14 protein-coding genes are annotated in these 19,325 nt (G+C 27.1%); 6 read left to right on the top strand and 8 right to left on the bottom strand.

The window, feature by feature from the left end:
* The first annotated feature begins 237 nt into the window (after nt 1-237).
* Both BR69_RS0114765 and BR69_RS0114760 read left to right on the top strand, forming a co-directional pair.
* The gene (locus BR69_RS0114765; protein WP_051623637.1) at nt 238-1,983 is read left to right on the top strand and encodes an ABC transporter ATP-binding protein; all 1,746 of its coding nucleotides are present in this window, start codon (nt 238-240) and stop codon (nt 1,981-1,983) included.
* Between the two features lie 3 nt (nt 1,984-1,986).
* On the top strand, nt 1,987-4,008 hold the full coding sequence (locus BR69_RS0114760) for an ABC transporter ATP-binding protein (protein WP_027633863.1): 2,022 nt from the start codon (nt 1,987-1,989) through the stop codon (nt 4,006-4,008).
* A 120-nt stretch (nt 4,009-4,128) separates the two neighbouring features.
* Here the strand turns inward: BR69_RS0114760 and BR69_RS0114755 are convergent, their stop codons facing one another.
* From BR69_RS0114755 to BR69_RS0114735, 5 genes are all read right to left on the bottom strand, one after another.
* Entirely contained in the window at nt 4,129-5,178 is a 1,050-nt protein-coding gene (locus BR69_RS0114755) for an ArsR/SmtB family transcription factor (RefSeq protein WP_027633862.1), read from the bottom strand.
* 297 nt (nt 5,179-5,475) lie between these two features.
* Nucleotides 5,476-7,974, bottom strand: coding sequence for a sigma factor-like helix-turn-helix DNA-binding protein (locus BR69_RS0114750; RefSeq protein WP_027633861.1), 2,499 nt, complete (start codon nt 7,972-7,974; stop codon nt 5,476-5,478).
* A 475-nt stretch (nt 7,975-8,449) separates the two neighbouring features.
* On the bottom strand, nt 8,450-9,832 hold the full coding sequence (locus tag BR69_RS0114745) for an MATE family efflux transporter (protein ID WP_027633860.1): 1,383 nt from the start codon (nt 9,830-9,832) through the stop codon (nt 8,450-8,452).
* 264 nt (nt 9,833-10,096) lie between these two features.
* Nucleotides 10,097-12,160: a helix-turn-helix domain-containing protein gene (locus tag BR69_RS0114740; protein ID WP_027633859.1), complete on the bottom strand. Its 2,064-nt coding sequence runs from the start codon at nt 12,158-12,160 to the stop codon at nt 10,097-10,099.
* Nucleotides 12,161-12,390: 230 nt separating this feature from the next.
* On the bottom strand, nt 12,391-12,978 hold the full coding sequence (locus BR69_RS0114735) for a hypothetical protein (RefSeq protein ID WP_027633858.1): 588 nt from the start codon (nt 12,976-12,978) through the stop codon (nt 12,391-12,393).
* A 167-nt stretch (nt 12,979-13,145) separates the two neighbouring features.
* Here BR69_RS0114735 and BR69_RS0114730 point away from each other — a divergent pair, with 167 nt between their 5' ends.
* A complete protein-coding gene (locus BR69_RS0114730) occupies nt 13,146-14,132 on the top strand; it encodes a CehA/McbA family metallohydrolase (RefSeq protein WP_027633857.1) in 987 nt (328 codons plus the stop codon).
* Between the two features lie 18 nt (nt 14,133-14,150).
* Here BR69_RS0114730 and BR69_RS0114725 read toward each other — a convergent pair whose 3' ends face one another.
* Complete coding sequence (locus tag BR69_RS0114725) at nt 14,151-14,492, bottom strand: hypothetical protein (protein ID WP_034849970.1); 342 nt, start codon at nt 14,490-14,492, stop codon at nt 14,151-14,153.
* A gap of 362 nt (nt 14,493-14,854) precedes the next feature.
* Between BR69_RS0114725 and BR69_RS0114720 the strand changes: the two genes are divergently transcribed.
* On the top strand, nt 14,855-15,322 hold the full coding sequence (locus tag BR69_RS0114720; RefSeq protein ID WP_027633855.1) for an Lrp/AsnC ligand binding domain-containing protein: 468 nt from the start codon (nt 14,855-14,857) through the stop codon (nt 15,320-15,322).
* Between the two features lie 13 nt (nt 15,323-15,335).
* On the opposite strand, the gene BR69_RS0114715 is transcribed toward BR69_RS0114720, so the two are convergent.
* Nucleotides 15,336-15,833, bottom strand: coding sequence for a hypothetical protein (locus BR69_RS0114715; RefSeq protein WP_027633854.1), 498 nt, complete (start codon nt 15,831-15,833; stop codon nt 15,336-15,338).
* A gap of 154 nt (nt 15,834-15,987) precedes the next feature.
* Between BR69_RS0114715 and BR69_RS0114710 the strand changes: the two genes are divergently transcribed.
* The gene (locus tag BR69_RS0114710; RefSeq protein ID WP_027633853.1) at nt 15,988-16,194 is read left to right on the top strand and encodes a DUF378 domain-containing protein; all 207 of its coding nucleotides are present in this window, start codon (nt 15,988-15,990) and stop codon (nt 16,192-16,194) included.
* A gap of 83 nt (nt 16,195-16,277) precedes the next feature.
* On the top strand, nt 16,278-17,063 hold the full coding sequence (locus tag BR69_RS0114705) for a putative ABC transporter permease (RefSeq protein WP_027633852.1): 786 nt from the start codon (nt 16,278-16,280) through the stop codon (nt 17,061-17,063).
* 246 nt (nt 17,064-17,309) lie between these two features.
* Here BR69_RS0114705 and BR69_RS0114700 read toward each other — a convergent pair whose 3' ends face one another.
* A complete protein-coding gene (locus BR69_RS0114700; protein ID WP_027633851.1) occupies nt 17,310-19,052 on the bottom strand; it encodes a phosphoenolpyruvate carboxykinase in 1,743 nt (580 codons plus the stop codon).
* Between the last annotated feature and the right edge of the window lie 273 nt (nt 19,053-19,325).

The raw sequence follows: 19,325 nt of genomic DNA, 5'->3' as shown, positions 1-19,325 counted from the left end.
CCCCATTTTAACCTTAAGTTAAACTTCGTAAAATCCTTAAACAGTATACCACAAAAAATGATTTTAGGCGATATTTTATTAATTTTAATTTTTTTCAGAATCTTAACATTTTCACTTCTTATAGTATTTACTACATTTATATAAATTAAAACTTTTTACTCAAGAAACTTTTAAACATATTTCTATTATTTGTATAAAATGTTATAATATTTTAAGAAGAGAGGGGGAATATACAAATTGAAAAAATTAAAAGCTCTGTTTAAGTACACATTATTATTTAAGAAAAAATATATTCTAGGTGTACTAATGCTAATGTTCATAGATTTTATGCAATTAGTACCACCTAAAATATTAGGTGTATTAGCTGACAGTCTTTCAAACGGTAAAGCATCTCAAAGTTATATATTAAAATATATCCTATTATTTATTGGAACAGCCATAATAGTAGCTGTTGGACGTTTTGTTTGGAGAGTACTTATTGTTGGCACAGCAAAGCATATTGAATATGAAATGAGAAATAAATACTTTTCTCATCTTCAAAAACTTTCCGTGAACTTTTACAATGAAAATAAAACTGGAGACTTAATGGCTTTAGCAACTAACGATTTAAACTCTGTAATAATGTCTTTAGGCTTCGGTATGGTTATGATAATTGATGCTCTTTTTTTGTCTTCAATAACTATAATTACAATGCTTTCTATAGATGTAAAGCTAACATTGTTATCCTTACTTCCCTTACCTTTTATTTCCCTTACTGCCACAAAATTCGGAAAATTAATTCACAAAAAATTTATGGTAGTACAAAAATCTTTTTCTACCCTTACTGAATTAGTACAAGAAAATTTTTCTGGTATAAGAGTCATTAAATCTTTTGTTCAGGAAGAAAAAGAATTTGAAAAGTTTACTAAAGAAAATCTTAATAACTTTGAAAAAAATATGGAATACTCAAAAATACAGGTTATAATGCAACCTTTAGTAGAGTTTATAGCCTCCTTAAGCTTTGTTATTTTTATAGGTATAGGTGGATTATATGTAATATATGGAGATATTTCTCTTGGAGATTTTGTTGCCTTTAATATGTACATAGGACAACTTATTTGGCCTATGATGGCTATAGGATTTGTAATAAATGTTATCCAAAGAGGTTTTGCTTCCCTTGAAAGAATAGAAAATATTCTTAAAGTAAATCCTGAAATCTATGATTCAAATGATGTTCACCAAATAAAAAGTATTAATGGAGACTTAGCTATAAAGGACTTAACCTTTACTTACCCAGGAGCTAATATTCCCTCATTAAAGAATATTAACATGAATATTAAAAAAGGTGAGACCTTAGGTATAATTGGAAGGACTGGTAGTGGAAAAAGCACCTTAGTTAATTTGTTAGTTAGACTTTATAACATAGATGACGGAAAAATCTTTATAAATGATGAAGATATAAATAAAATCCCATTATCCACTTTAAGAAGAAATATAGGCATGGCTTCTGATCCTTTCTTATTCTCCTATAATATCTCTGAAAATATAAACTTAGCTAATGATACCTTGGATATGGAGAGTATTATAAAGGCAGCTAAGGATGCTGATGTTTATAATAATATTATAGATTTCCCTAAAGGCTTTGATACAATGGTTGGAGAGCGTGGTGTTACATTATCTGGTGGGCAAAAGCAAAGGGTTTCTATAGCTAGAGCATTAATTAAAAACCCTGAAATCTTAATATTAGATGACTGCCTTTCTGCTGTTGATGCTAAAACTGAAACTAAGATTTTAGAAAATCTTAAATCTATTATGAAGGACAGAACTTCAATAATAATATCTCATAGAATATCTGCTATAAAAAATAGCCATAACATCTTAGTCTTAGATGAGGGAAGGATAGTTGAAGAGGGAACCCATGAAACTCTTATAAATAATCAAGGTTTATATAGTGAAATTTATAATAAACAATTACTAGAAGAAAAAATAGATGAGGAGGTCTAAGATATGGATAACTTCAATGATGATGAGTTACTTACTAAAGATTATGATTCAAATCTTATGAAAAGACTTCTTACCTTTGCAAAACCTTTTAAGTTGAATTTGTTCATTGTAATGATTCTTATGTTAATATCTACTGTAATCCTTTTAATTAGACCTTCTATAATTAAAAGTGCCATTGATGATGATTTAAATGGTTTTAAACAGTCTTATATAGAAGTCAGCAATGATATAAAAAATTCAACCCTTATAGGAGATAAATTCTTTATATCTAGCAAGGAACTTAAGGAAAACTACAATATAGATAAGGTATATTCTCTTATATATTATGATAAGGAAGTTTATCTTGTATATGGCAAGGTAGATTATTCTAAGGAAGTTTCCTTAAATAATAATAAAATATATAAAAAGCTTTCAAAAAATGAAATTAAATCTCTAAGAAATAATGATATAACTTCTCTTAAGTATATAGTTATTATATTACTTTTAACCTATTGTTTAGGTTTTGTAATTAACTATTTCCAAATGTATATACTACAATTTACAGGTCAAAAGATAATTTATAATATACGTCAAAAACTATTTGTCCACTTAGAGAGCCTTAATCTTTCTTTCTTTGATAAAACTCCTGTTGGTAGATTAGTTACCAGAATAACAAATGATGTTCAAACTCTAAATGAAATGTATACTGGAGTACTAATATACCTTATTAAAGATATATTTATGTTAGGCGGTATAGTTATTGCCATGTTTATTTTAAATAAAAACTTAGCCTTAATATCCATAAGCACCCTTCCAATTATCTTTATAGTAGCTTTATTATTTAAAAAATATGATAGGGATGCTTATAGAAAGGTTAGATCTAGGTTATCTAGAATAAACTCCTTCCTCTCTGAAAACATTTCTGGTGTTAAGGTTGTTCAGATATATAATAAAGAAGATAAAAAGTTTAAGGAGTTTGATGAGATAAATACTTCTTATAAGAAGGCCAGCCTTGAGCAAACTGTAATCTTTGCTATTTTTAGACCTGCTATAGAACTCTTATCCTCTTTAACTATGGCTCTACTTATATGGTTTGGTGGCTTTAGGGTCTTAGATAGCTCTATAGAATTCGGTGTGCTTTTTGCATTTATAAACTATGTTACTATGTTTTTCCAGCCTATATTTGATATAACTGAAAAATATGATATTCTTCAATCTGCCATGGCATCCTCTGAAAAAATATTCACTATTTTAGATAATGATTCTATAATAAAAAATATAGATGATCCTAAGAAAGTAACAAGGCTTATAGGTGAAATTGAATTTAAAAATGTATGGTTTGCATATAATGATGAGGATTGGATTCTAAAGGATGTTAGCTTCTCAATAAAACCTGGTGAAAAAGTAGCCTTTGTTGGAGCCACTGGGGCAGGTAAAACCTCTATCATAAGTCTTATTACAAGGCTTTATGATATCCAAAAGGGAGAGATTCTTATTGATGGAATCAATATAAAACATATGAAGAAAGAAGATTTAAGACGTAATATAGCTACAGTTCTTCAGGATGTTTTTCTTTTTACTGGGGATATAAAAAGCAACGTAAGACTTAATAACACTGATATATCTGATGAGAAAGTTATAGAAGCCTGTAAATATGTAAATGCAAATCAATTTATAGAAAAACTACCTAAAAAATATAATGATCCTGTAAATGAAAGGGGAACTACCTTCTCTCAAGGAGAAAGACAACTTATAGCCTTTGCTAGATCCATAGCCTTTAATCCTCCAATTTTAGTCCTTGATGAAGCCACCTCTAATATCGATACAGAAACAGAAAGCCTAATACAGGATGCACTCTATAAGATTACAGAAAAGAGAACAACTATTTTAGTAGCCCATAGATTGTCTACTATAAAAAACTCTGATAAAATAATTGTTCTTCATAAAGGAAAAATAAGAGAAATGGGAACTCATGAAGAACTTTTAGCCAAACAAAAATTATACTATAATCTATACAAACTTCAATATAGTGAAATGAAAGTATAAACTTTTAAATATATCCTTAATAAAATATGATAAACCCATAAAAACCTTGACAAAAATAGTCAAGGTTTTTTATATTTCATCCTATATTGTTAACTGAAAATTTATAATATTGCTTTTCTCCTATAACTGAAGTTCCTTTTCTAATATTTTTATCATCTCTTTTAAAGTATCCTTATTTAAGGAGTAATACATCTTCTTTCCCTCATACTTTTCATTTATAAGCTTATTCATCTTAAGAGCCGTAATATGATAAGATACTGTTGGTGTAGTTAAGTTTAAGTCATGGGCAAGCTCTTGCCCGTACTTGGCTCTATTACTAATTAACTTTAAAATCTTAAATCTACTTGGGTCTGATATATTTTTAATACATCTCATTAAGTTATCAAAGTTATTTTTCCCTCTAAAAGCTTCTACCATCTCCCGTGACTTATTCCCAAGATATATATAGCCATTATTATCTCTTCCTATTCCCCATGTAATATCAAAATCATTAACAGATACCAAAGATATATATATATTAGTACAATGGTTAAAATTATTAAAAGGAATAATATCATAGGTGTCTTTAAACCATTCTATGCCTTTCTCCCCTATTAAATTTTCTAATTCATCATTCCACTGTTGTCCAATCACCTTAAATTTATAAAGATATTTATTTAAAATCACCCTACACTTCTCAAGAAACTCACATAAACCTTTCATAAATTCTAAAGGATTTTCAAGTGCCATCATAAGATTCCACTTAAACTCCCCATTTATAGCCATGTTCCTAAGTTCCTTTAAAATATCTTCCTTACTTTTAAATAATTTCCCCTCATAATCTCCTAAAATACCATATATGTTTTGCAATAATTCCTCTTCATTAAGCCTTCTCATTTTATCTATTATTTCTTCAAATTTAAGACCTTTTATATTATGTAAATTAAATGAGAATATATCCATAAGACTTAAATGCTTACCCTTAAATCCTTCCTCATAATCAGTACAATATAATCTAAGATCCTCTTTCCTTATTTTCTTTGTTTTATTTATAAAATCTATGGCTTTTTGTAATTCCTTATCCCTCTTAAATTCCTCATCTCCTATACTATTGCTACTATTTTGTGCTACAATTAATAATTTTTTTAAGTTTAAATACTCTAAATTATTATGGTCTATTACATATTCCAAGATTTAATCCTCCATTTCAATATACTCTTCATCTTAAGTTAAAATCCTAAATCAATCTAGAGGTTAATTTTTAAAAATTACTCTCTATAAATTAAATTTGTTAGAACTCTTCTATATTATTTTTTAAGATTATATAGCTATTTTCAATAATATGATCAATAACTTAACAGTTGTTATTTTTACCATTTAATATATATTCATAAAAATTGTTACTCAAATAGATAATGTAAAAAAAATAGCTCTTAAATTCTATTCTAACTAGAATTTAAGAGCCATGTCCACATTTATTGTTAAAGTTTAATTTATTGTTACACTTCCATCTTCTTCTACCACAAAACCTTCATACTGAAATACATCTTTTGGTATCCCTTTAAGAATAACTTTTTCCTCTCTTAGGTAATCTTGTATATTATTTATATGCATAGTTCCCTTATACTCATTTTTTAATATATATATTATAAGGTCTTTTATAGAGACAAACTCCCCATTATTCCTTACAAGAACAGCACATCTATACCGTCTATCTTTAACTTCTTTTTCTACTATAGTAAAATCTTCTATATAATTCTCTATAATAGAGCTTAAAAGGTGGTAATTCCAAGAGAAACCTATGTTAGGTAAAAATTCATAATTATTTAATGTTTTTAATGGATAATACTTTTTCTTATTAATTAGCTTATTTAATGCTATTTTTATTTCATCCTTATACTTTAATTTTAAATTTTCTTTTAAAATATACTTATCATCATCAATTTCTATAAGCTCTTCGCACACCCTATGAAAAGCGTTATATATGGTTCTCTCTGTAAACTTTAGCTTAGTGAAATATTCATAAAACTCCTTATAACTTATTACCTTTTTATTTCTAAAGAGCCCATAAAAAAGATCCATAGTAGTAAATTGTTTTTCTGGTTCCTTTTTTAAAATATGAGGTCTTCTAAAATAATATTCATCCCCTAATATATATTCTAAAACAGAATATATATTAAATGAATTTTTAATATTATTTTCTTTAACAAAATTACTCATCTTCTCTAAAGCTTTAAAATAAATCACATTGGCATTGGTATAACCATTATTTTCCTCAAACTCTTCTTCTAATATATCTTTTAATTTATTAGTGTCTTCTTTAGAAATATCCAATATACTACTATTTATAAAGTATCCATTATCCCAATAGATTATATTTTTATTTAATGCGACTGCATTGTTGAACATAGAATCAGTCCACCCTGGATATATCTTCTTAATATATTTCTTAGATACAGCCCTTCCCTCATCCTTTAAAAATTTCTCAAATATCTTATGTGAACTTATTATACTCTCTTTATTTCTTCCTACATTATCCTTTGTAAATATAAATTCGTCTCCATAATAGTATTTTAATACTCCATGGAGAAAATATCTATTATCTATATTACTCCTGCTATTAAGTTCTTTATTAAATTTATAAAATAAATCTGAAATAAGTATAGTTTCCTCTTTTGAATTAGCTATATAATCCTTTATCTTTATTAATAAATCTTTAGGTATTTTTATATAATCAGGACTAATATAGGTACCTCTATTACATAAAACATTCTCGCTTTCTATCCTTGCAGCTATAGCCCTTGCATTATCACAAAAATCATCTCGCCCAAATTTATCCTTAAATATATTCTTTACCTTTTCTATATTACTTTTATCACTAAGTTTTATTCCATCTTTAAAATATTCCTTAACTATCACTCCATAACACTTAGAGAGTTTCATAGATCCCTTCCAAACGTAACTGTTATGACTTTTATATCCTTTTTTATAAAGATAATTTATAAAGTCCTCATATTCTAAAAAGCTTAAGTTATACTCCCTAAGAAGTGCCTCCACATTATATATCTCATCATAATAGTTGAAGATATCTCCAATCTCTTTTGCTATACTATTTAGACTTTCTTTTATATATTTTACATCTTCATTTATTACAAACTTATCAACCTCTTCAAAATACCTTGTATTTTCTGATGCCTTATTTATAAGAGCATATTTTAATATAAGGGTTTCTTCCTTAGTTCTACCTATCTTTCTTATATCTCTATAATCAAAGATTTTCTCTTTATTAAACTTTTTCATCATATAAGGAAAAAACATTTTAAAATATCCCTTAAACTTTTTCTGTATCTTTTCTTCTAGTTGCCTTACTCTTTCACGACTAATATTATTTTTATCAGCTATGCTTTGAAGGGTTATCCCTTTTACTGCTCTAAGTTTGTATATATTATAATTTTCATCCTCTTTAATTATATGAAAAACTTTGGTTATCAATTCTTCTTTTGGGTATTTTAACAAAGAAATATAGTAATTAAACTTAAGTGCTTTTGACTTGCCTATGTTCGGAATTGAATTTATGTTATCTAAATTTAAGTACCTTAAATCTCCTACAGTACTCATATTGTTATCTTTAAAGTGATTTATTATCCTCTCATCTACAAAGAGAGCCTTAAGGGTATCTATGTTCATATCTCTGTAATCTTCATGTACATGAATTGCATAGTCCTTATTTTCTAGCGGATTCTTTCCCTTTAAACTATTTTTGTATTCTTCCCATACCATGTTAATTATTTCTATCTTTCGAGGACCAAATCCCTTTTCTTTATTAAGACTTTTAAAATTAAAGTCCTTAAGATCATAATCATATTCTAAATTATTCTTCTTACAATAATCTTTAAAAAGTTTAAAGGAATTGTTGCTAAATATATTTACTAATGGTTCACCTCTAAATTTATAGTTCTTATTATTTTTACTTACTACCTTAACCATAACTCCTTCTCCTTAAAATTTAATCCTCAATTCTTTTATAACACTTATTAATACTTATTGTCAATTCATAATTCTTAAACTTTTCTTATTATTTATAATATTTAACCTTATATTAATAAATTGTCTATTCCTACCTTAAATTTTTAATTAATTAACTACTAATATGGTATGATTTAAATAAGAAATATGAATTATAGAAGGAATCTTCCTTCAGATGGTGGTCTTTCCACCATCTGAAGGTTAGGTAATCTCATCTAGTGTTGTCGCAACTGTTATCCCCCACCTTTAAGATGATGGGGGTGTTACAGTGGTAGCCATCAGATAAATAAAGTACCCCTTCAAATGTTAAACCTATGATATAATCATATTTAACATTTGAAGAGGTACCCTAATAATTTATAGTACTAATTGTCTAATAAGATTCATAAATATAACTTTAAAATTCTTATTATTCTTTATTTTAATATAGATACTGCTACGCCTTTATCATATTGTGTAGGTTTTTTAATTTGAATATCTCATATTCCTCATTAAGTTCTTCTCTAACTTTTTTAATATATATAATTCCAGTTACTGCAGCTATTATGTCAACTATAGGATAAAGCATCCAAGCTCCTACAACTCCCCATATATTTACTGCTAAAATTACCAATGGAATAAATAAAACAAGTTGTCTATAGATAGAAAGTAAAAAGCTCATCTTTGCTTCTCCAATAGACTGGTAAACATATATAGATACATAATACACTCCTATCACTGGGAAAGCACTTATAACAACCCTAAATGCCCATACTGCATCCTTTAAAATAACTGGATCTTTTAAGAAGCTTCCAAGAATAGGTTTTGTAAATATCATAAGTATCATCCATAAAGCTGTAGATGTAATAATTACTGCTTTCATTGTCTTTTTGATGGTCTCTTCTACCCGTTTATAGTTTTTAGCTCCATAATTATAGGCAACTATAGGCTGCATGGCAGAAGTCATACCTATTATAGCTATATAAAGGAACATAGAAACCCTGGTTATTGCTCCAATTATTATAATTGCTCTATCTCCACCATGACTTCCTAAAAGGTTATTTAATAACACTGCCACAACTGCATCAGAAATTTCTATAATAAATGTAGAAAAACCTACTGCAATTATTGTCTTTACTAAGTCACCATAAAATCCTAAACTTACTCTAAGATTTAATTCTTTTGTCACCTTTCTAAAGACATAAACAGTGAATATAAAACTTACAAATTGAGAAAATACAGTAGCTATAGCTGCACCTTTAACTCCCCATCCAAGTCCCATAACTAAAATAGCATCTATGATAACATTAAGGATTGCTCCTAAAGATGTTGCATAAAGAGTTATCTTGGTATTACCTAAGGCATTCATAGAATAGCACATAATATAAGTTAAACTTTGAAATACTCCCCCGATGAGTATTATAGAAATGTATTCCTTTGCTAATGGAAAGATAGTTTCACTGGCTCCCATCTTAACTAAGGTACCATCTAAGAAAATATATATAACTAATGGTATTACTATTAAAGAAACTAATGTAAGAGTTAAAGCACTGGTTATAGTATTCTTTAATTCATCAATATTTTTTTCTCCTAAGTACCGGGCTATAGTGGCTGATGCACCTACAGCTATTAAAAGTCCTATAGATGACAAAAGTCTCTGTACTGGAAATGCTATGGTTAATGCTCCTATGGCATTAGCTCCAACATATCTTCCCACGAAAAATGTGTCCACCATATTATAAAGCTCCGTTACAAGTAAGGAAATTATTGCAGGGATAGCAAATTTTAAAAGCACTCTGCTTACCTTTCCCTCTGTAAAGATTTTTCCATAAGAACTCATTTTTATCTCCTCTCATTATCTCTCATATATTATTAATAAATTTAAAAACCTTATATTAAAAATTTTTATTTTAATACTATTTCTTTTTTCAATTTCTAAATACTAACTAACTTAATTATAATTCATTCCCTACTCTAATTTCATTCACTTAGTTACTGATTAAAAAGTACATTTTTAAGGACTTTCCATAAACTCCTTTTTCCTCATAAAGCAAAAAACACCTTAAAATAAGGTGTTTTTTGTACTTTTTGACTATGTTTTATACTATTTTAATGACTTTAACGTAATAAGCATGGCTCCATAGCCCTTAATTTTTACACTTATGTGATGAACCGTAGTTTTTCTTCCATAGCTTAAATTAACAATAGGCATGGAAGAAAGCTTTAAAAGTTCTATTTCATCATCATCTAAAATTTTAGGACTTCCCATAGAAAGCCACTGATTATAGCAGCAATTTACTTTTTCATGGGTCTCATACCTTGTAACCCTATAATTTCTCCATAGATTTTTAATATTTAAGGATATATTTTTTTCAGTGGCATTTCTAACACCTCTTAGTTTATTTATATTAGAAGCTTCTATTAATCTATCCATATCATCACTATAACTATAGAGTAATATTTGTATATCCTCCCCTTTAGAAGTTACAATATATCCATCATCTTTAGCGATTAAGGTATCTCCAAGTCTGTTTAAAAAATAATAACTATAATATGACGGTTTTTTTAATCCCTCCCAATTCATTATCCCAATGTCCCCGAAGAAAATTTCATTACTAGCCTTTTTTACCTTTTCTAGTTCATCTATTACTTTTATATTTTCGTATCCTTTATTATTTATAACCTGGTGAATTATATAAGGAACCATATAAGCAGTATCATATGTTGCATTAATATCATCTCTATTTATAAATGCCTCTTCTACTAAAAGTCCATACTTCTCTTCTAGTACCTCTTTTATCATTTCCTTTATATCAACTTCTAAGTTTTTATCTATGGTGTATTTCCACTTACCTATTTCATAATTACCATACTCATCTATAAAATAATCTATAAAATAATTTAAAACCTCTTTGTATCTTTCATTTGAAAAATCTTCTTCCTCTAAAATTATATTTGGTCTAAGCCCAACCCCTAGTATTAAATCAAATACCTTTTTTACCCTTTTTAAATTTATAACCCCTTCACTAAATACTCCCATATTCCTTGAAAATATTCCTCTTATTTTTCCGTAACTAAAGTCTATTTCCTCTTGAATTATATTCAAAGACTTAATTACCTCTCCCTCAAGCATATGATAAGCTTCTGGAAGTTCTATTTCCTCTTTATAAAAATGGATAAAGTTTCCTATTGTTTTTCCTGCATCCACATCTATCTTAGTTATTCTTTCTTCATAATTATATCTATCATAATCTTCTACATAGGAACTTAAATATTCTAGGGCTTCTTTTAAGTCATATAAGGTTACATCCTTAATTTCTTCTAATCTTTCATCATCAACCTTATATTTTTTTCTATATTGCATTGGTGTTAACTTATAATGTTTCTTAAAATGTTTATTAAAATATCTTGTATGAGAAAATCCCATTTCCTCGGAAATATCTGATATTGTCATATCTGTGTCTAATAAAAGTTTAATAGATTCTTCTACCCTTGTTAAGTTAACGAAATCTTTAAAGCTAAGTCCCATGGTATTTTTTATTTCATGAGATAAATAATGAGTACTTAAAAACTCTTTTTTTGCTATATCCTGAAGAGAAATTTTATTATTGTAGTTATTATATATATATTTAACTATTCTATGATATCTCTCCAGCTGTTCCTCATTATTTCTAAGTTCCTCTTTTTCATATATTAAATAGTGAAAATCATTTATAAGATGAAAAAGAACCTCTATTAAAGTTTCTTCTATATATTCATCATAATCTTCTCCTCTTTGCACTACTTCACAAAGTATCATAGCCAAATATTTTTTTAATATATCATATTTTTCATCTACCTGAGGCCCATCCTCTAATGAAGTTTCTGCATAGAAAAACATATTATTTATATCATCATAGTATTTTTGAAAAAAACTTGGATCCATATTAAACATAAGAACTAAATTGTCTTCCTTAGATGAAATTCTGTGAGCTTCCTCTAAGTTTATAATTTCAATTTCTTTTTCTGAAACAGTATATACTCCTGATTCTATAGTAACCTCTATGCTTCCCTTAATAACCATAAGAATCTCTATGGATTTATGCCAGTGAATTGGATATTCTTTTATATTAGCTAATTGAATCCTAACCGGCAGGTTACCATCATAGGTTATATATTCTCTTCTCATATAATCTCCCCTTACTACTTCCGCTATGTTCCATCTATATTTTAAATTTAACTAAAATTCTAATATAAAAAAGATATATATATATATATATTATATCATATACATATCTTTTTATAGTTATTAAAAAACTCCTAGGTTTTCAAATTCAAAACCTAGGAGTTTCTAACTTTAGCTACTTAATTTTCAAAATATATAATTTACTTCTTATTAATAATAATTAACCTTTTTAATTACTGATTTTCTATCTTATAACCTTTAGGAAGATAAATACGAATTTTCTTTTCTAAAAAAGTCCCATCCTTATCTTGCATATATATATTAGCAAACATATCATTTACAAGAGTATGTATTATAGTGTCTCCCTTAAGCCTTTTAAAATCATATATTAAAGCTTCCCTATATTTAGCTCCATCAACTCTTGTAGCTTCTACTATTTCTAAATTATTCTTATTAATAATCTTTTCCTCTACCTTATCTTTTGTTCCAAGATTAATATGATAAAGTTCATTGTTGTCAACTTTTTTAACTTTTATATATGTTTCATCGGAAAAAGGACTTATTGCAGTTTCAAAAATTATTTTCTCTGTTGGTAAAACTTCTTTTCTCCCAAATGTCCAAATTCCTAAAGGAATTAAATATGAAAATATAAACATAAAAAATAAAGCAATTATCAAATCTAAAATTGCAAATTTTATAAAAACCTTCCTACTTGAATTAGGATTCTTAAACTTTTTTTTAATCCTCTTACTTTGCCCATTAAATAAAATAAAAGCTATGGTAGCTCCTACCATAAAGCCTATGTATAATAATATAACCAAATGTGTTTCCTCCTAAGATTAATATGTCTCCTTTAATTATTATACAAACTGTTACTGTTTCCTTCTAGTATTTTGTATAAATTAAATATATTCTATAGTTTTATTTTAACACTTTTACCACAATACCAATATTATAAAGTAGAGCAAACTTTAAGGATGTGTTTTACTTGGGTAAATATGAGGATGATAATAAATTAAATATATACTATGGTATTCCTCATTGTCATAGTTCTTTTTCCACTGGAGAAGGAAAACCTTACGATATATTCGATTACGGAAGGCGTAAAGGTCTTGATTTTATAATTATTACTGATCATAATAATTATTTATGTGAAGAGGTAACAACAAAATCTTCAAAAACCCCTAAATGGGGTAATCTTTTAAAATACTGTGAAAAGTATAATAAAAAACATAAGAACTTTTTAGGACTTTGTGGATTTGAAGCAAAGCTTGGATCCTATGGTCATATTAATGTAATAAATAACAAAACTTTTTTTAAAGGTACTGTGAAAAGGATAGAAAATTTACTTGTATGGCTCTGGTTTAACCCTTCTATACTTTCCATTAACCATCCCCACAGCTCAATGGAATCTCTAAGCTTTAACCCTACTCTAAATGAATATATAACATTAATAGAGGTAGGAAATGGAACTGGAAGTAAATATAGTAGGTTTGAAAAAAGGTATTATAGGTTTCTCGATAAGGGATGGAAGCTAGGAGCTATTAATAGTCAAGATAACCATAAAATGAACTTTGGAGACTATAATAACTTAACTGCAGTTGTCTCTGAAACATTAAGCACTGAAAATCTCATGGAAGCATTTAAAAATAGAAAAACCTATTCCACAGAATCTCCCTCCTTAAAACTCAAATTCACCATTGACGATATTTTTATGGGAGATACACTAACTCTTAAAGATAAAGAAATTAAATTTAATATAAGGGCCACCGATAGTGAAAATCCAATTGAAAAGCTCTATATAATTTCTTCTAAAGGAAAAATAATAAAGGAAATATCCTTTCCTGGACTTAACAAAATAAACTATTTAGTAAAACATAATGTGGATATACTTGAGAACTGGTATGTAATTAAGATTGTTCAAGAAAATAATAAAATTGCAATTTCTTCTCCTATATTTATAAATAAAGAATAATCCATAAAAGATTATTCTTTATTTTTGTTTTTTATTATTCATATTTTTTATTCTATTTGGTTTAGCTTTAGGAACTATTTTTACATCCTTCTTATAATTCTTAAACTCCATCTTTCCTGTAGTTAAATCTATCCACCATAAAAATAAGATTATAAATAATGAAGATTTAACTATTCTAAATATGTTCGGATTTATATTCACTCCTGGTATTGGAGGCACTATAAAAATTACTATAGCCATAGCTAATATAACCCACTTAGATAACTTTATCTTTTTTAATAAAAAGTTCTTAAGTAGATTGTATATGATTATAATTAAAATAGAGTAACCAAAAAGAAGTAATATTGACTTCCACAACATTATTATCACCTCCTCTATTAATTATATATTATTCTATATTAAAAATGATTTCAATAATAAAACTTATTATATTTTACTTCAATAATCATAGTATATTAATTTTATTTTGCTATAAAATAAGATTAATATTCTTTCAAAGGCCATGTGTAAAATTATGTATCCCCTCCTAGTCAACATTTGTTTTTTCATTAAGAACTTTTTTATTAATTTCAAAAAAATTATTCTAATTATTGTAAAAAAACTGATATTCTTCTTAAAAACTGATGGATTTTAAAAAAAATATATTTTTTTTTGATAAATCCTCATGTTTTTTTGTTATAATAGAATTGCTCAATTAAAATACATATATATGGGGTGATTTTGTGTCTTTTATTTCTACTTCCCAATTAGATGATTTAGATTTACAAATTCTAGATATCCTAATTAAAGATTCTAGAACTCCTTATTTAGAGATAGCTAGAATTTGCCACGTAAGTGGAGGAACTATTCATGTCAGAATGAAGAAGATGGAGGATCTTGGCATAATAAAAGGAACAAAAATTTTATTAGATATGCCAAAGCTTGGTTATGATGTATGCTGTTTTGTTGGCATATATATAGATAAAGCTTCCTCCTACCCAGGTGTTATTGAAGAAATGACAAATATTAAAGAAGTAGTTGAACTACATTACACGACTGGAGATTATTCTATTTTTGCAAAGGTTATATGTAAAAATATTTCTGACTTGCAAGACGTCCTTATGAATAGAATAAACATCATTGAAGGAATTCAAAGAACTAACACATTTATATCTCTATCTCAACCTATAGATAGAAACGTTAGATTATAAAAATATCCTCAACCTATGGTTGAGGATATTTTTTATTATTCTTTAATACAATATCTTTAAGAGTAATTCCTTCATCTGTAACTACAGTTACAGATGAAAAATCCTTAGGCAGCTTAACTATAGTAAAACTACTTATATCTTTTTCTTCTTTACTATTAGATTTTTTTTCTTTTATTAGATTTATACAAACCTCTTCTCCTCTATCTAAAACCTCTCCTATTTTAAAATAACTCTCATCATTCTTTTCATTAGTAAAAGCTACAACATAAGTCTCTTCTTGAAACTTAAATTTTATAAATCCTTCTTCACCTTTATAATCTTCTATTATATCTTTAATTTCCTTATAATAATCATCTATATTAGTATTTTTATTTTCTTCCTTATAAGTTCTTTTATCTTGAATTGAGGAATATGCTTTTTTTAAGTTTCCCTTTGGAGACTCAGTATCTTTTATATTACTGCATCCTGTTAAAAATAATAATAATATAATAATAAAACTTACACTTTTCATGATACTTCCTCCTTTTTTATATTATACCACAAATTCATAACACTTCTATTAAATAAATAGAAAATTCTAAATATCACATATAATAACTTAAGGTATAAATTTATCTCTCTGTGAAATACTAATATGGTAACTTAAATAAACAGGAGGTATACTTATGAAAGCATTGGATATAATAGCACTTTTACTAGTTATAATAGGTGCAATTAACTGGGGGCTCATAGGATTTTTTCAGTTTGATTTAGTAGCAGCTTTATTTGGAGAACTATCTGGAGTTTCTAGAACTGTTTACGCATTAGTAGGTTTAGCAGGATTATATTCTATATCCTTCTTTGCAAAAGAAAGATATAGAGATGTAGAATAAAAAAACCCTCTTAAAAAGAGGGTTTTTTTATGTATTTTAGTATATAATTATATATATATTTTTTTATTTTGAAGGAGGTTCTCATGTTTTACTTAGAAGTATTATCTTACCCCCTTTATGAGCTTTTATTTTTCTTTGTAATCTATGCTTTTCTAGGGTGGATATTAGAAATTATATATGCTTATTATTCTCATGGGTATTTTATAAATAGAGGTTTTTTAAATGGTCCATTTTGTCCTATATACGGATTTGGAGCTCTTTCCCTAGTCTTGTTCCTAGATAATTTCAAGGATAATATTATTCTACTCTTTATCCTTGGTACAATATTTACTTCTGTTATAGAATATGTAACTGCGGTGGTCCTTGAAAAAGCATTTAATACAACATGGTGGGACTATACAGATAATGCATTTAATATAAAAGGAAGGATATGTTTAAGCTTCTCTCTTATATGGGGTGGTGTATCTGTTTTTTTAATTAAATTTGTTCAGCCTTATGTAAAGGCCTTAGTTTCAAATCTTACTTATCCTGTTTCAAAAATATTATTTTATATGTTTTTCTTCTACTTAGTTATAGATTTTATTTTAACCTTAAAATCTCTTATAGATTTAAATCATATATTAAGTGAACTTTATAATTTATCAAAGGAAATGCTAAGCAACAAATATTTTAAAGATATTAAGACTAAGATATCAAAAACAAATATTCCTTATTTAAATGAGGCAAAATCAAAATATAATTCCTTAATGGAGACCTTAACCCCTAATCATAAAAGACTTCTTGAGGCTTTTCCTACTATGAAATTTAAAGGAGTTACAAACTTTATAAGTGATATAAGAGATAAAATTTTTTCTCTTATAAAAGACTAGATTATAATTTACCAAAGCAAAAAGAGTAATTACCAAATTCCTTTAGTAATCACTCTTTTTACAAGCCTCTTCTCATACTCAAGTTAATAATTCCCAATCCCATTCCACTTTAGTGTTTAAAGTGCTTTACATATAAACCTTTATTACTTTATTAAGTTTATCACCTTAAAATTCTCTATAAAATTCTTAACTTGCAACTATAAAAACATAAAGTAAAAATTTTTAATCCTATGAGCTTTTATAAAACTACAAAGCTTTTATTATATTTAATAATTCAAGTGCTGCATTTTTAGGTCCCTTTTTCTCCATACCTTTTATTCCTAGGGATGTTTTAATATCTCCTACCTTAACTCCTGAAGCCATCATAGCCTTAAAGTATTTTTCAATGATTATATTTACTTCCTCTTGTTTTTGTGCTGGTCCAAAAGGATTTGCAAAATAAGATTTAACAAGTCCCTTCTCTGTAGTAGTTCCCTTGGCCATACGTGCCCCATCCTTAAATACCTGTATCGCCTTCTCTATATCACTAAAGAAGTTTATATAAGACTCCCCTTTTCCTACCTCTTCATAGTTATTTGCATATAGAAATAAATGAACCTTATATCCCTTAACTATTTCCTTATAGGTGTTTATTGGCATAACTAGCCTTGCATTTATCTTATCTGGATTCATAAATATACTTCTATCTATTTCTTTAAATGCATAGCCTTGATCTAAATCATCAAGTCTTACAAAAGCTCCTATTTCTGTTCCATATCCAATAACATGTCCATTTTCATCAATCTTTATAGTTCCCATATCATCAAAGATTATATTCATATCACTTATATAATCTCCTCCAAGTGTTCTAAGAGCTTCGAGACTTTCAGATTTTCCTGCCCCACTATCTCCCATAATTATTACATTAGCACTTTTTCCACTTTTTAAAGTTATATTAACCATTGCCCCATGTATAGGTAAGAAGCCTCTTTTTATCATTATAAGGTTATGAAGAGTAAGTATCATCTTCTTCATATATCCAAAGTAATCTATTTCTTCACCATAACTTACATAACCCATCATTATATTATTTTTCATATCATCATAAAATTTAGTTATTACTTCCTTACTTTCATGTCTAGCTCCAAGAACATATATAATATCTGGTTTTTTATTTATACATTCCTCTTCTCTAGCTATTTCAAATAAATTACAAAGAGCTATGCCATGGGCCATAAAATCTCTATGGAAAAATACATAAGCTAAAAGTTCTCCAACTTTAATAGGGTAACAGAAAAAATGATCTTTTTTAATGGTAGACTCCTTTAATAAATTCTTAGAACTTTCAGTGAAAATCCCATCCCTTGTATTTTTTTTAGGATAAGTTATATATGGAGATTGTAGTATTATACTATCAACAAATGGAATCCCCTTTAACATTTCATAATCTTCTGGACAATCCCACTTCATATTATTCAAAATTATTCCTGCATTACTTCCAACAGATAATTGTCTATAAATTTTGGGCTTATATCCTAATATATTTTCCTCTATTTTTCTATATAAACTTAATATTAAATTTTTTAATTTCTCATTACTTTCAATAAAGTTTACTGAAGCCATACCATCTTTTATGGCAGAGCTTTGTATTAAGGAGTACCTCTCAAGTTTTCTCCAATATCCATATAGCCCTTCTATAAATTCTATAAATCTTTCTCTATTCTTTAATAGAAAGTCATAGTAATGATTAAGAGATTGTACATCTTCATTATTCATTACTATGAGAAGCTTAAATAAATTCGTAATTTCCTTAGGGTTTATATCTTCTCCCTTTAACTCATTATTTATATAAACATATATATTAGACTTTCTACCCTTTATCTTATTTAAATAACTCTCTAAAACCCTATTAAATCCTGAACTCTCTAAAATCTTTTCCATTGTATCACAATACTTAACAGTAAAGTTCATCATTGCCTTATTGCTACTTAGTGAAAATTCTTTTCTCATGTTTTCCTCCTAGCTAGTTAGTATTAAATTTCATTTTATATATTATCTTATATTTTTGATTTATTTTCAATGAATAAACTGTGAATTTAGCAAGTTTAATTTTATATTTCTTGCATATTTTCTTCTTAATAACTCTTTTTCTATACTTTCAGCTAGTTATATGAATGTTGTTTTATGTTTAAATTTCAAATAAAGAACAACTCCCCTTCTTAAACTTTCACTTTTCCTTAAAATTCCGCATCCTATTTTTAATAGATATAATTAAAATGCTAT

The sequence above is a fragment of the Clostridium hydrogeniformans DSM 21757 genome (genome assembly GCF_000686705.1).
GTDB lineage: Bacteria > Bacillota > Clostridia > Clostridiales > Clostridiaceae > Clostridium_Z > Clostridium_Z hydrogeniformans.
Note: the sequence above shows the minus strand (reverse complement) of the source record. Positions and strands in the feature narration are given on the sequence as shown.